The following is a 13,409-nucleotide window of genomic DNA, read 5'->3' as shown; positions in this document are numbered from 1 at the left end:
CCGTCGCCCGGCTCCTGGCCGGGGGCAGCCGTCTGCCGCACGGCGGTCCGCGGGTCCGGGACCGCGCCGTGCGCGTCGTCGGGCGCGGCCGCGCCCGGGGCGGCGGCAGAGGTGGCCGCCTGCCGCCTGCTGTGGGAGGTGGAGTGCTCCGTCACGCGTGGGTTTCCATCCGTCCGGGGCCGTGCGCCCGCGTCTCGTGGGCGCACCGAGTGTCAGGCACGTCGTCGGCAGTTCAGATAGAGCTGGATCTCGGGTGGTACGTCCGTGCTGGCCGGGGCGTACGCGTGCGAGTCCTCCCCGGCGATCTCGAAGCCCGCATCGCGGACGGCCTGGCGCAGCTCGTCCCGCAGATAACCGGATACCCGGACCGAGTTGCCGAGGAACGGAATGGGGAAATCGTCGATGTCCGCCTCCACCATGCCCAGCCCCAGCAGCCCCCCGGGTCTGAGGGCGGCATGCATGGTCCGCAGTGCGTACGGGATCTCCGGGCGGGGCAGCAGCAGCAGCGTGAAGTAGGCGGCGATGCCGTCGAACGGGCCGAGCTCCCGGGGGCCTCCGGGGCCGTACCGGCCGCCCACCCGCAGATCGACGATGTCCACATGGTGGAAGGTGGCCTCCGGGACATTGTCCCGGGCCAGCTTGAGCATCCCCGGGGAGATGTCGATGCCGACCACCTCGTGCCCCGCGTCGACCAGCTGACGGGCCGTGGGCAGGCCCGTACCGCAGCCGACGTCGAGCACCCGGGAGCCGGGCGGAAGCGTCTCGGCCAGCCAGCGCCCGGCGTCGATCTGGCCCTCCTTGTGCGGAAAGGCGTCGTCGTAGCGGTCGCCGATGTGGTCGAAGGCTTCCGCCTGACCGCTGCGGTCCAGCGCGAGGCGGTCGAAGTCCTCGTAGCCCTCGTAACCGTCTCCGTGCTCGTCCTCACCGCTCACGACTCCGCCCCCTCCTGTGACATTACGTCAGATCTTGCGCATCGCCCGTGACTTGCGCCGGCGTCTGGCTGTCCCGCATGGGCAGTGTTCCGGACGACGATCCTACGTTTGAAACACTGGGACACGACAAGAGGTTCATGACCTCGAGTGTGCCGAGGTGTGCTTCTTGTCCGTACGGCCCCAGTCCGCCGGAAGAGCGGGCACGGACCACGCGGGGTCGGGCCGCCAGTTCTCCCACCCGTCCCGGAAGGGCGCTCCCCAGGACTCGATGGTCGCCACGGCCGCCCGCCCCGCGGCCCGGACCCGCTCCGCCTGCTCGGGACCCATCAGCCCGGCCCGCTGCGCCTGCGCGAACTCGTCCTCGTCCTTCCATTCCCAGCCGCGGTCGGCGTAGACCGCGATGTCCAGGAAGTGGTCCTCGGAGTCCACTCCGCGGTCCCAGCGGACCAGCGGCTCCTCCAGGTTCACGTACCAGTTCCGGAACCGCCAGCCCTGGTCCCAGAACAGCCACACCGACCACGGCTCCCCGGGCCGGGCCAGCTTCAGCACACCGGTGCCGAACCACTGGGACCGCGCGGTGGTCCGCGGCTTGGTGTACCGGGTGGACAGGGGTTCGTGGTGCACCGAGGTGCCGTCGGTGAGCTGCGGTTTGACGCAGACGGTGCCGGGGGCGAGCCAGACGGCGAGCAGCTCCGCGGTGTCCTCGACGACGGTCACGGGACGGCAGATGTGGATGAGGTGGGAGGCGTTCGCCCGATAGCGCCACAGAATGTGGTCGCCCGGTGCCCACCGGGCGATGTCCGCCGTCCCCGTCGTCTCCACGATGTCCGCTGTCATGAGCAGATCTTAGGTGCGCGCGGGCCGCGGCGCCGTGACCTATGACGCAACCGGGGACCAACGCCCGGCTAAGGATGTGTCATGCGCAGGACGTCCAGCGCCTCGTCCAGCTGGTCCAGCGTCAGCAGCCCCCGCTCCACGTAGCCGGACTCCAGCACCACCTCGCGGATCGTCTTGCGCTCCGCGAGCGACCGCTTGGCCACCTTCGCCGCCTCCTCGTAGCCGAGGTAGCGGTTGAGCGGCGTGACGACGGACGGCGAGGACTCCGCGTACTCCCGGGCCCGCTCGGCGTTGGCGGTGATCCCGTCGATGGTGCGGTCCGCGAGCAGCCGGGAGACATTGGTCAGCAGCCGGATCGACTCCAGCAGATTCTTCGCGATCACCGGGAGCATCACATTGAGCTCGAAGTTCCCGGCGGCCCCGGCCGTGGCGACCGTGGTGTCATTGCCGGTGACCTGCGCCGCGACCATCAGCGTCGCCTCGGGGATCACCGGGTTGACCTTCCCCGGCATGATCGACGAGCCGGGCTGGAGATCGGGCAGCGCGATCTCGGCGAGCCCGGTGCGCGGGCCCGAGGCCATCCAGCGCAGATCGTTGGCGATCTTGGTGAGGCCGACCGCGATGGTCCTCAGCTGCCCGGACGTCTCGACCAGCCCGTCCCGCGCGCCCTGCGCCTCGAAGTGGTCCCGGGCCTCGGTCAGCGGCAGCCCGGTGGTGCGGGTCAGCTCCGCGATGACGGCGGCGGCGAACCCGGGCGGGGTGTTGATCCCGGTGCCCACCGCCGTACCGCCGAGCGGCAGCTCGGCCAGCCGGGGGAGCGCGGCGCGCAGCCGCTCGATCCCGTACCGCACCTGGGCCGCGTAGCCGCCGAACTCCTGGCCGAGGGTCACCGGAGTGGCGTCCATCAGATGGGTCCGCCCCGCCTTGACCACCTCGGCGAACTCGGCGGCCTTGCGCTCCAGCGCCTCCGCCAGATGGGCCAGGGCCGGGATCAGATCGCCGGTGACGGCGGCGGTGGCCGCGATGTGGATGGAGGAAGGGAAGACGTCATTGGAGGACTGGCTGGCGTTGACGTGGTCATTGGGGTGCACCGGGCGGCCCAGGCGCTCGCTCGCCAGGGTGGCCAGCACCTCGTTGGTGTTCATGTTGGACGAGGTGCCGGAGCCGGTCTGGAAGACGTCCACCGGGAAGTGGTCGTCCCAGCGGCCCTCGGCGACCTCGGCCGCCGCCTCCGAGATCGCCCGCGCGACGTCCTTGTCCACCACGCCCAGCTCGGCGTTGACCAGGGCGGCCGCGCCCTTGATCCGGGCCAGCGCCTGGATGTGCGCCCGCTCCAGGCGCTGCCCGCTGACGGGGAAGTTCTCCACCGCCCGCTGGGTCTGGGCGCGCCACTTGGCGTCCGCGGGCACCCTGACCTCTCCCATCGAGTCGTGCTCGATGCGGTAGCCCTCCTGGGGGCTGTCGTCGCGGTGGCTCTCGTCGGTCATGGGGACACCTCCGTCCAGCACAGCGTCTTCACACCACGCCGTGTTCCCGCGCCCGCTGAGCCGAACGGGTGAGCCCGGTCACCGTACGGCCTCGGGCGCCCGAGGGGTGTCCACCTCGCCGGTGCGCTTGAGCTTCTGCCACGGCAGCAGGGCGCCGGTGGCCGCGGTGACGCAGGAGTGCAGCAGTACCAGATACATCAACTGGCGGTAGGCGATCTGCTGCAAGGGCAGTACGGCCAGTGCCCGGTAGTTCTCCCGGTCCAGCCGGAACGCGTACGCGGCGCCCAGCAGCTGCACCAGCAGCAGCGCCGCCCACGCCAGCAGCGAGCGCACCGGGTCCAGGAAGATCACCCCGTAGAGGGTGAAGAGGTCGATCAGCGGCGCGCACAGCGGGGTGAGGATCTGGAAGAGCACCACCAGCGGCATACCCACCCGCCCGAACCGCCCCGAGGGCCCCCGGTCGATCAGCGAGCGGCGGTGCTTCCACAGCGCCTGCATGGTGCCGTAGGACCAGCGGTAGCGCTGCTTCCACAGCTGCCCGAGCGAGCTGGGCGCCTCGGTCCAGGCGCGGGCGTGCTCCTGGTAGACCACCCGCCAGCCGGCCCGGTGCAGGGCGATGGTGATGTCGGTGTCCTCGGCCAGGGTGTCCGCGCTCATGCCCCCGGCCTCCAGCAGCGCCCGGCGGCGGAAGGCGCCGATCGCGCCCGGGATGGTGGGCATGCAGCGCAGCAGGTCGTACATCCGCCGGTCGAGGTTGAAGCCCATCACATACTCGATGTGCTGCCAGGCGCCGATCAGCCTGCCCCGGTTGCCCACCTTGGCGTTGCCCGCAACCGCGCCCACCCGCGAATCGGCGAACGGACGGACCAGCTCCCGGATGGTGGTGGGCTCGAAGACGGTGTCGCCGTCCATCATCACGATCAGCTCGTGGCCGGCATGGGCGATGCCCCGGTTGAGGGCCGCGGGCTTGCCCGCGTTGGCCTGGCGCAGCACCCGTACGTTGGGCAGCCCCATCGCCTCGGCGATATCGGCGGTGCCGTCGGTGGAACCGTCGTCCACGACCAGGATCTCGATCGGGTGGGTGGAGGCGGACAGCGACTTCAGGGTGTTGGCGATGCACTCCTTCTCGTTGTACGCGGGCACGATCACGCTCACCGGATCCGTGACCTCCTGCACCCGGCTCCAGCGCCGCCGCTCCCGGGAGCGCCGGTGCCACCAGGCGAGGACCACCATCAGCAGCAGCCGCCCGATCACCGAGAAGCCCACCAGGCCCAGCAGCCCCATCAGGAACGGCAGCGCGCTGTGGCTGACCGCGGCCGCCCAGATCAGCGCCCGGCCCTCCCAGACCGGCAGGGCGCGGGCCGGGTGGTTGGCGCTGTGGGCGCCGAGCGCGCCGGTGACCGTGGTGAAGGAGTAGCCCTTCTTCTTCATCCGCTCGATGTAGATCGACAGGGCTTTCACGGTGCGGGCGCGGTTGCCGCCCGCGTCGTGGAAGAGCACCGACGCGCCCTTCCCGCCCTCGGGGGTGGCGTTCTGGACGATCTCCTTCACCGGGGGCCGCTGCCAGTCCTCGCTGTCGGTGTCCACGAAGGCGCTGATGTAGCCCTTGGAGCCGATGTGCTGCTGCACCGGCCAGGTGCGGTCGTCCAGCGCGCGGACCTTGGAGGCGTACGGCGCGCGGAACAGCGAGCTGGTGATGGACGCCGCACCGGCCAGGGCCAGCTGGGACTGGGCCAGTTCGCGGTCCATGCGCCCCTTGTCCTGGTACGACAGGTCGACATGGGAGAAGGTGTGCACCCCGACCTCATGGCCCGCGGCCCGCATCCGGCGGACCAGCTCCGGATGGCGGAGCACCATCTGGCCCAGTACGAAGAAGGTCCCCCGCACCTTGTGGCGGCGCAGCACGTCGAGGATCTCCGGGGTCCAGCGCGGGTCCGGGCCGTCGTCGAAGGTCAGCGCGATGGTCTTGGACGGGATGGCGTGCTCGGTGGCCTTTCCCCGGTGGTCGAAGGTGATCACCGGGCCGCCCTTGCGCAGCCGGTCGGGGACGGTGCGCGAGGCCTGTGAGCGGTGCACCCGGGCGTCGTTGCCGACCTCGGCGTGCAGATAGCCGTCCAGCAGCAGGGTGCACACCAGCGCGAGGAGGGTCGCGAGGGCGAGCGCCATCCGGGTGCGGGTGCGGAGCTTGCGCAGCTTGACGGTGCGGAACCTGCCGGTGAGCCCGAGTCTGCGGGTGAGTCTGAGCCTGCCCGTGAGCCTGAGCCCGAGCCTGCCCGTGAGTCTGAGCCTGCCCTTGGCGCCCGGTCCGCCCGTGCGGCGTGCGGCGCGGCGGTTGGAGCCGGTCAGGCGGAATACCGTACGGGGCGCGCCGTCCTGACGGGGCGCGGGGAGCCGGCGGCGCGGCCGCGGCAGCCTCGGCGGTCTGCCGCCGCTCACGACGTCCCGTCCTCGGCCTTGGGGCCGCCCTTGGCGGTGCCCGGACCGTCGGCCGGGGCGCCGCCTCCGGCGGGCCCCTCCGGGGGCTTGGGCGTATCGGCCTGCGGGGGCTTCTGGGACTGGGGCTTCTGGGACTGGGGTTTCTGGGGGGACGCGTGGCCGGGCCGCGTGGTGTGGCCGGGGGCCTGCGGACGGCCGGAGCCCTTGGCGGGCGGCTCGGCGCCGGCGGGGTGCTGCTTCGACGGGGAGTGCGACGCGCCCGTGGGCCGCTTGCCCGGCGCGTGGCCGCCCGGATGTGACGGCGGGTGGCCGGCCTTGTGGTGCTTGCCGGACCGGTGCCCCGCGGTGGACTGGCGGCCGCCGGTGCGGTGGTGCGCGGGGGAGTGCCGCGCCGCCGCGCGGGGGGCCTTGGGCGGGTCGGGCTGCGGAGGCGCGGGCCGTGGTCGGGTGGTGATGGGGGGCAGGGCGATGGGCTCCCGGGCGTCCCGGTGCGCCGGGCGCCCCGGGGCGTGCCGCTCGCGCCGGTGCTGACGGTGGGTCGGCCCGTACCCGTCGTCCCCGTACTCGTCCCCGTACTCGTCCTCGTAGCCGTACGCGTGCGCGTCACGCCGCTCGTGCGACTCGGAGGGCCCCGAACGTCCCCCGGGCGTGTGGGTCGGCCCCCGGCCGAACGCGTCGGTGGAGACGGGATGTCCGGGGATCAGCGTCTGTGGTGCGAACGGCGTACCGCCCGCGTAGCCCAACCCCAGGACCGCCGAATAGCCGAGGCAGGCGGCTCCCGCGATGACGCCCACATGTCGTACGAGTCGGCCACGGCGCCCGGACAGGTCCACGAACACGGGCCCCTTCCGGGCCACGTCAGCGCGGAGGGGACGCGATGGCGCGCGCTCGGCCACATCTGACTGAGGATCCATACGAAAGAGGTTAATGCAGAAAATACGACATGCGACATATAAGCCAAACATGCGGTGTGTCATAGTTCAGTAGGCTTCACCGAATATGCGAGGTTTGGCGGAGAGGGCGGCACGGGCGGCACAGGCCCCCGACGCCTCGTACCGGACCACAAGGAGGAGCCAGAGCCATGAGGGCCAGCCCCCGCATGAGCGGAATCGCCGTGGCCGGCGCGGTGGTCTGCGCCACCATCGCCGTATGGGCGGGACACCAGAAGCAGTCGCCCGAGCCGCATGCCGCGCCCTCACGGCCCCGGGCGTCACAGCCCCCCGCGGCGCGTCCGCCCGCCGAGTTCGTGCCGTACGTCAACGCCTGGTCGGACCCGGGGTACGACATGGCCGCCGCGGCGTCGCGCGGGGTCAAGGAGTTCTCGCTGGGCTTCGTCGTCGCGGGCGACGGCTGCGCCCCGGTGTGGGACGGCGGCACCTCGCTGGAGGACCAGGGAGTGGAGACCCGGATCGAGCGCGTCCGCCGGGCGGGCGGCGACGTACGGATCTCCTTCGGCGGCGCCGAGGGCACCGAGCTCGCCACCGTCTGCACCGACGTCCCCGAACTCGCCTCCGCCTACGCCGAGGTGATCGAGCGCTACCAGGCCGCCAGGATCGACTTCGACCTCGAGGGCGAGGCGCTCGCCAACAGCGAGGCCGCCGCCCGCCGCGCCCAGGCGCTCGCGCTCATCCAGCGCACCCACGAGGGCCTGAACATCTCCTTCACCCTGCCCGCCATGCCGGACGGGCTGACCCCGCAGGGCGTCGCCCAGTTGGAGGCCGCCAAACAGGAGGGGGTCATCCTCTCGGGCGTCAACATCATGGCGATGAACTACAGCGGCGACCACACCGGCGACATGGGCGACTACGCCGTCCAGGCGGCCACCGCCGCCCAGGCCCGGATCCGCGAGGTGTTCGGCATGTCCGACGCCGCCGCCTGGAAGATCCTCGCCGTGACGCCGATGATCGGGGTCAACGACGTCACCGGCGAGACCTTCACGCTGGAGGACGCGGCCGGGCTGGCGCGGTTCGCCGCGGAGAAGGGGATCGGACGGCTGTCGATGTGGTCCGCCGAACGGGACCAGCCGTGCACCCCGGAGATGACCCGGTCCGCCCCCCCGACCGCCCCCACGGACGGTGCCGCGGCCCCCGAGCCGACCGCGGACGTCGTCCCCAACACCCGTTGCAGCGGTATCACCCAGCGCCCGGGCGCCTTCGAGGCGGCGCTGAGGGGGTGAGCCGAGCCGGCTCCGCCTACCGCCGTGTGAGACGGCGGACAGGCGGGGCTGATTCAGCCGATGACACGGGCTGTCAGGCGGTTACTTGCCGTCGCCTCCCTGCGGGGCGGGCTCGCGGGGAGCCTCGGGCGGCATCGGCCCTCCGTCGTGCTTCCCTCCGTCGGCCTGCGTGGCCCGCGTGCCCTGCGCCGTCTGCGTGTCCTGTTCGGTCACCAGGTCACGCGGGTGCCGGAACGGGACTCCGCGCCAGCCTTCGGCGTCAGGCGTGCGCGTCTCATACGTATCGACAGCCGCAACGCTCATCAGTTCGACCTCCTCTTTCGTGATGGGCCATGCCGCCGTACCGTCGATGACACGGCCCGTGATCCGCAGGGGGTTCCTCTGCGGTGTGGTCCCCCGCCCCGGCTGCTCGGCCTTTCCAGGGTTTCCGTCGCCGGGGCGGGAGTTCATGGGTTCGCGCGTGGGCCTTGTGGCCTCGTCTCAGCTGCCCTCGCATGGGCTTCATGGCTCGCTTATGGGCGGCCTCGATGGCGGGCACGCGCGACGACCGAGGTCGCTGGGGACCGCCCGCCCCTCGCTCTCCGGGCGGGCGGCCGTCCGCAGTCAGGTCTGTTACTGGGGCTGGTGGCCCTTGGCTTGGATCTTCGCGCGCATCCTGGCCACAAGGTCTGCACGCGCCCAGTCTTGCAACGCCTTGCCGCGCCCGGTCTTCTCTATGAGCTGCGCCCCCTTCACCCGTCCGGGACGCTTACTCAGCCGGATCTCTTTCGCCACTGATTCGCCTCTCAGATCTTCCCCGTGGCAGCGAGCGTGATGAGCGCGAAGCACGCCACGTGTCCCGTGACACGCGAATGGTCGTGCGACCATGCCCGGCCCTCAGGACTGCTCACTGTGTAGCGGCTCCGCGCGGGTGACGCGGGCATGGTCGGTCACCACGCGCCGGAAGAGGTCATGACCCGTGCGGCCGGTATGGCGAAGGCACCATTTCTGAGCCGCTTCCTGGTCTTCCTGAGGGCCCGATTCCTCATCACAGCCGGGCGTTGCGCAGAAGGCTTCGAAGGTCACTCCGCCCTCAGGTTCGTGCCGGATGGTGTGGTCCACGAACCGATAGACAGCGCGCGTACTCACTGGTGCCCTTCCGGGTGCCGACGCATGTAGACGTTGCAATCGGTCACAGTGGTCATGTCGCCACCCGCGCGGGCACGGTCACGCACGTTGGCAAGCTCTGCGCAGCCGGGGCAGCCCTCAACCGGTGCGGGCTCCAACTCACCCAGTTGCAACGGAGGTTGAACCGGATCACTCGGGTAGGTCTTGGCTTCGCTCACGTCCAACCCCCTGCATCGCTTCCTGTCGGATGAGCAGTCAACGACTGGCGGCACGCCCCGCTCCACAAGCTTGCACGGACTTGCACGCTGATTTATGGCAGGTGGTCTTGACTATCTAGGCCGTGGCGGAAGGATGGCTGTGCAAGTTCAGGCAAACCATGCACGGAAAGAGGCTGACATGGCGCTACGGTTCGTCGGGATTGACCCGGACACCGATCATGACCACTGCCCTACCGTCTGGGCTGACGAAGAGGCGGGAGAACTGGTATTGCAGGGCTGGAAGGCAAGCCCTGAACTCCGCGTGGCCTGTGAGTCGAACACTCCGGCTAACGGAACGATCCCGGACAGCGAAGAAGTGATCAGGATCCCGGCGCGTATGGCGCCGATGATCCGGAAAGCGTGCGATGCAGTTGAGCGTTCCGCCGTTCAGTGAGCTGCTGGCCAACACCCGCGAATCCGCCATTCATCTAGAAATGCGGGATGACTACGGCACCAACCCACGGCTAGAAGCATGGCAGCGCGGGGAACGCGTTGATTGGAGCGACCGTGAATCCTGGTGGCACCCGTTCCACCAAACCATTGCGGACACCGTTGCTCGTGGTGTGATTATTCGGCGGGCACGCGTGGTGTCGGAGCCTGTCAGTGAATACATCCGCTGGGAGCACGACGCGACGCATGGCAACATCGCCGCGGGGGAAGAAGTCCGATGGCTTCCACGGAGTCAGGCAACGGGCTTCCTGGTGCCCGCTAATGACTTCTGGCTCTTCGATGGCAACCTACTCCGCGTGCACCACTTCGCGGGGGACGGAAGTCATGTCACGGATGAACTGAGCACGGATCCCGATACGCTGAAACTCTGCGCTGACGCGTTTGAGAGCATCTGGCAGCGAGCAATCTCGCACAGCGAATACACCATCTGAGTGCAACCGGACAGCCAACTTATGTCATCTCCTTCGTCCAAAGCCCAAGAAGCCCGGGAAGCCGTAGCCGGTCGGTTGCGGGAAATGAGGCTTGACGCAGGAATCACGGGGCGTGAGTTGGCTGTCCGGTGCGGGTGGAGTGAGTCCAAGTCATCACGCATTGAACACGCCAAGACACCACCCAGTGACGCAGACATAAGAGCCTGGTGCACAGCGTGCGGCCCATCGGAACAAGCTGATGACTTGATTGCCGCCAAGCGTCAAGCGGATTCCATGTACGTCCAGTGGAAGCGACTACAGCGAACGGGACTCAGGCGGCTACAGGAGTCAGGCGTACCGCTCTACGAACAGACGCGACAATTCCATGTGTACTGTTCCAACGTGGTGCCCGGATTCTTTCAAACCCCCGGATACGCGTCAGCCCTGCTGACTTCCATTGCACAGTTTCGTGGAACACCAGACGATGTGTCGGACGCCGTGAAAGCCCGGATGGAGCGATCACGCGTCATCCGCGAAGGTGACCACCGATTTGCCGTTCTGATTGAGGAATCGGTGTTGCGGTACCGGATAGGGGCCGCCGAAATCATGGCCGCTCAACTAGGTCATCTGCTGTCCGTGATGGCGCTACCGTCAATCTCGCTAGGTATAATTCCGTTCACGGCGCCCCGGCAAGCGTGGCCGCTGGAAACGTTCACCATCTTTGACCGTCAGCGTGTCCATGTGGAAACCCTGTCAGCGGCCATCAAGGAGACTCAGCCGAGTGACGTTGCGCTGTACCTCAAGGCGTTTGGGAACCTGAAAGAAGTTGCCGCCTATGGAGCTGAGGCTCGTTCCCTCATCACAGCGGCCATTGATGCTGTGGGCTAAAACGCAGAAAGCCCCGCTGCGGTCACCAAACGGGCAGCGCGCACGAAGCTATGATCACGCGGTCAAAGCAAGGTAACGGCGTCCGGTCCTCTCGGATATGCCGAAATGATCAGCCACCATGCGGCCGGTCACGGGGCGGCCATGAGACAGCGCTAGGTCCGCTCAACGACAAAGCTAATGACCATGGCGGCATCAAGAGCCGCATACCGTACAGCGTTGGTAGTCAAAATGCGCTTCATCGTCACCCTCTGGGCATAAGGAAATCCCGTCATTCGCTGGCCGGGGCCGGGCCAGCTTGAATGACAAGAGCCCCTGGCGGTCGCCCAGGGGCTCTCTCTGTGCCTGCTGTGTCAGTGTCGGTGGCCGAGTTGCAGTCGAAGGCCAGCGCGGGGCGAGGCAGGCGGCTACGCCTGCCCGGGGCCCCGCACCGGAATGGTGGTGAACGTCGGCTGGGGCGCCGGATCTGTGAAGAAGTCGTTCCCCTTGTCGTCCACCACGATGAACGCCGGGAAGTCCTCGACCTCGATCCTCCAGACCGCCTCCATGCCCAGCTCCTCGTACTCGAGGACCTCGACCTTCTTGATGCAGTCCTGGGCCAGTCGCGCCGCCGGACCGCCGATCGAGCCCAGGTAGAAGCCGCCGTGCGCGGCACACGCGTCGGTGACTTGCTTGGAGCGGTTGCCCTTGGCCAGCATGACCTTCGAGCCGCCCGCCGCCTGGAACTGCTCGACGTACGCGTCCATCCGGCCCGCCGTCGTCGGCCCGAAGGAGCCCGAGGCGTAGCCCTCGGGGGTCTTGGCCGGGCCCGCGTAGTAGACCGGGTGGTTCTTCAGGTACTCCGGCATCTCCTCGCCCGCGTCCAGCCGCTCCTTGATCTTCGCGTGCGCGATGTCCCGGGCGACCACCAGCGTGCCGGTCAGCGAGAGCCGGGTCTTGACCGGGTGCTTGGTCAGCTCGGCCAGCACCTCGTCCATCGGCCGGTCGAGGTCGACGGCGACCGCGTCCAGGTCCGGGCCCGCGCCCTTGACCAGCTCCTCCTCCGTCGTCTCCGGCAGGAAGCGCGCCGGGTCGGTCTCCAGCTGCTCCAGGAAGACGCCCTCCGGCGTGATCTTGGCGAGCGCCTGGCGGTCGGCGGAGCACGAGACCGCGATCGCGACCGGGCAGGAGGCGCCGTGCCGCGGCAGCCGTACGACCCGCACGTCATGGCAGAAGTACTTGCCGCCGAACTGCGCGCCGATCCCGATCTTCTGCGTCAGCTCGAAGACCTTCTCCTCCAGCTCCTTGTCGCGGAAGCCGTGCCCGGTCGGCGAGCCCGAGGTGGGCAGCTCGTCCAGGTAGTGCGCGGAGGCGTACTTCGCGGTCTTCAGCGCGTACTCGGCGCTGGTGCCGCCGACCACGATCGCCAGATGGTACGGCGGGCAGGCGGCCGTGCCCAGCGAGCGGATCTTCTGCTCCAGGAACGTCATCATCGATGCCTCGTTCAGCACCGCCTTCGTCTCCTGGTAGAGGAAGGACTTGTTGGCCGAGCCGCCGCCCTTGGCCATGAAGAGGAACTTGTAGGCGCCGCCGTCGGTCGCGTACAGCTCGATCTGCGCGGGCAGATTGGAGCCGGTGTTCTTCTCGTCCCACATGGTCAGCGGGGCCATCTGGGAGTAGCGCAGGTTGAGCTTGGTGTACGCGTCGTAGACACCGCGCGAGAGTGCCTCCTCGTCGCCGCCCCGCGTGAGCACGTTCTGCCCGCGCTTGCCCATGACGATGGCCGTGCCGGTGTCCTGGCACATCGGGAGCACCCCGGCGGCCGCGATGTTGGCGTTCTTCAGCAGGTCCAGCGCGACGAAGCGGTCGTTGGCGCTGGCGTCGGGGTCGTCGAGGATGCGGCGCAGCTGGGCGAGGTGAGCGGGGCGCAGATAGTGCGAGATGTCGTGCATCGCCTCGGCCGCGAGCTTGCGCAGCGCCTCCGGCTCGACCTTCAGGAAGGTGCGCCCATCGGCCTCGAAGGTGCTCACGCCCTCGGAGGTCACCAGACGGTAGGGCGTGGTGTCCTCTCCCAGGGGCAGCAGGTCCGAATAGGCAAACTCTGGCATCGCGGCCATTCCTCACTCGACGGGGCTTCGGCTGACTTCGTCGACAGCGCGTCATAAGCGTAGAACGGAGCCGCGGGGCGGAGCCTGTGAGGTAGGGCTCAGTAGCAGAGGCGGGGTCCGGTAGGGGAAGGATCAGGGAGACTCCAGGGATCGTCCCCTAGTCGCGATAGATCGCGACTGGGTACGCTGAGCCCGTGGATGAGCAGCAGCCCGTGCCCTTGACCAAATCCGCCCCCGCTCCCGAGACCACGCCCGTGCCCGAGGCCGCGTCGGCCCCGGCGCCCGCGCCCGCTTGAACATCATGACGTGCAGCATGCCGATCATGCCCTTCGTGCCGAAGATCAG

General features: G+C 69.1%; 13 protein-coding genes. 4 read left to right on the top strand and 9 right to left on the bottom strand.

Annotated features, from left to right (window positions below; all coding sequences use genetic code 11):
* Positions 1-212: 212 nt before the first annotated feature.
* The 5 genes from ABD329_RS46235 to ABD329_RS46215 form a co-directional block, all read right to left on the bottom strand.
* The gene (locus tag ABD329_RS46235) at positions 213-932 is read right to left on the bottom strand and encodes a class I SAM-dependent methyltransferase (RefSeq protein ID WP_198279896.1); all 720 of its coding nucleotides are present in this window, start codon (positions 930-932) and stop codon (positions 213-215) included.
* A gap of 135 nt (positions 933-1,067) precedes the next feature.
* Positions 1,068-1,769, bottom strand: coding sequence for a cytidylyl-2-hydroxypropylphosphonate hydrolase (fomD, locus tag ABD329_RS46230; RefSeq protein ID WP_198279897.1), 702 nt, complete (start codon positions 1,767-1,769; stop codon positions 1,068-1,070).
* Positions 1,770-1,837: 68 nt separating this feature from the next.
* The gene (locus tag ABD329_RS46225; protein ID WP_198279898.1) at positions 1,838-3,256 is read right to left on the bottom strand and encodes a class II fumarate hydratase; all 1,419 of its coding nucleotides are present in this window, start codon (positions 3,254-3,256) and stop codon (positions 1,838-1,840) included.
* A 78-nt stretch (positions 3,257-3,334) separates the two neighbouring features.
* The gene (locus ABD329_RS46220; RefSeq protein ID WP_425574473.1) at positions 3,335-5,692 is read right to left on the bottom strand and encodes a bifunctional polysaccharide deacetylase/glycosyltransferase family 2 protein; all 2,358 of its coding nucleotides are present in this window, start codon (positions 5,690-5,692) and stop codon (positions 3,335-3,337) included.
* Positions 5,689-6,606 carry a hypothetical protein gene (locus ABD329_RS46215; RefSeq protein WP_344318069.1) on the bottom strand — a complete coding sequence of 306 codons (918 nt, stop codon included), beginning with the start codon at positions 6,604-6,606 and terminating at the stop codon, positions 5,689-5,691. The genes ABD329_RS46220 and ABD329_RS46215 overlap by 4 nt, the downstream gene beginning before the upstream one ends.
* A gap of 167 nt (positions 6,607-6,773) precedes the next feature.
* Between ABD329_RS46215 and ABD329_RS46210 the strand changes: the two genes are divergently transcribed.
* Positions 6,774-7,868, top strand: a complete 1,095-nt coding sequence (locus ABD329_RS46210) for a chitinase (RefSeq protein WP_344318068.1) — start codon at positions 6,774-6,776, stop codon at positions 7,866-7,868.
* An 81-nt stretch (positions 7,869-7,949) separates the two neighbouring features.
* Here ABD329_RS46210 and ABD329_RS46205 read toward each other — a convergent pair whose 3' ends face one another.
* The 3 genes from ABD329_RS46205 to ABD329_RS46195 all read right to left on the bottom strand — a co-directional run bounded on the left by ABD329_RS46205 (position 7,950) and on the right by ABD329_RS46195 (position 9,193).
* Positions 7,950-8,171, bottom strand: coding sequence for a hypothetical protein (locus ABD329_RS46205; RefSeq protein ID WP_198277697.1), 222 nt, complete (start codon positions 8,169-8,171; stop codon positions 7,950-7,952).
* 573 nt (positions 8,172-8,744) lie between these two features.
* Positions 8,745-8,996: a DUF7848 domain-containing protein gene (locus ABD329_RS46200; protein WP_198277698.1), complete on the bottom strand. Its 252-nt coding sequence runs from the start codon at positions 8,994-8,996 to the stop codon at positions 8,745-8,747.
* The gene (locus ABD329_RS46195) at positions 8,993-9,193 is read right to left on the bottom strand and encodes a hypothetical protein (protein ID WP_198277699.1); all 201 of its coding nucleotides are present in this window, start codon (positions 9,191-9,193) and stop codon (positions 8,993-8,995) included. The genes ABD329_RS46200 and ABD329_RS46195 overlap by 4 nt, the downstream gene beginning before the upstream one ends.
* Positions 9,194-9,371: 178 nt before the next feature.
* On the opposite strand from ABD329_RS46195, the gene ABD329_RS46190 reads away from it, so the two are divergent.
* The 3 genes from ABD329_RS46190 to ABD329_RS46180 are packed head-to-tail and all read left to right on the top strand — an operon-like array spanning position 9,372 to position 10,980.
* Positions 9,372-9,626: a hypothetical protein gene (locus tag ABD329_RS46190; protein ID WP_198277700.1), complete on the top strand. Its 255-nt coding sequence runs from the start codon at positions 9,372-9,374 to the stop codon at positions 9,624-9,626.
* On the top strand, positions 9,598-10,113 hold the full coding sequence (locus tag ABD329_RS46185; protein WP_198277701.1) for a DUF6879 family protein: 516 nt from the start codon (positions 9,598-9,600) through the stop codon (positions 10,111-10,113). Before ABD329_RS46190 ends, ABD329_RS46185 begins: the two co-directional genes overlap by 29 nt.
* A 21-nt stretch (positions 10,114-10,134) precedes the next feature.
* A complete protein-coding gene (locus ABD329_RS46180; RefSeq protein ID WP_198277714.1) occupies positions 10,135-10,980 on the top strand; it encodes a helix-turn-helix domain-containing protein in 846 nt (281 codons plus the stop codon).
* 404 nt (positions 10,981-11,384) lie between these two features.
* On the opposite strand, the gene ABD329_RS46175 is transcribed toward ABD329_RS46180, so the two are convergent.
* Complete coding sequence (locus ABD329_RS46175) at positions 11,385-13,073, bottom strand: fumarate hydratase (protein WP_281404653.1); 1,689 nt, start codon at positions 13,071-13,073, stop codon at positions 11,385-11,387.
* Positions 13,074-13,409 lie beyond the last annotated feature (336 nt).

Source organism: Streptomyces javensis (assembly GCF_039525925.1).
Classification (GTDB): domain Bacteria; phylum Actinomycetota; class Actinomycetes; order Streptomycetales; family Streptomycetaceae; genus Streptomyces; species Streptomyces asiaticus.
This window is presented reverse-complemented; position numbering and strand designations above follow the sequence as displayed.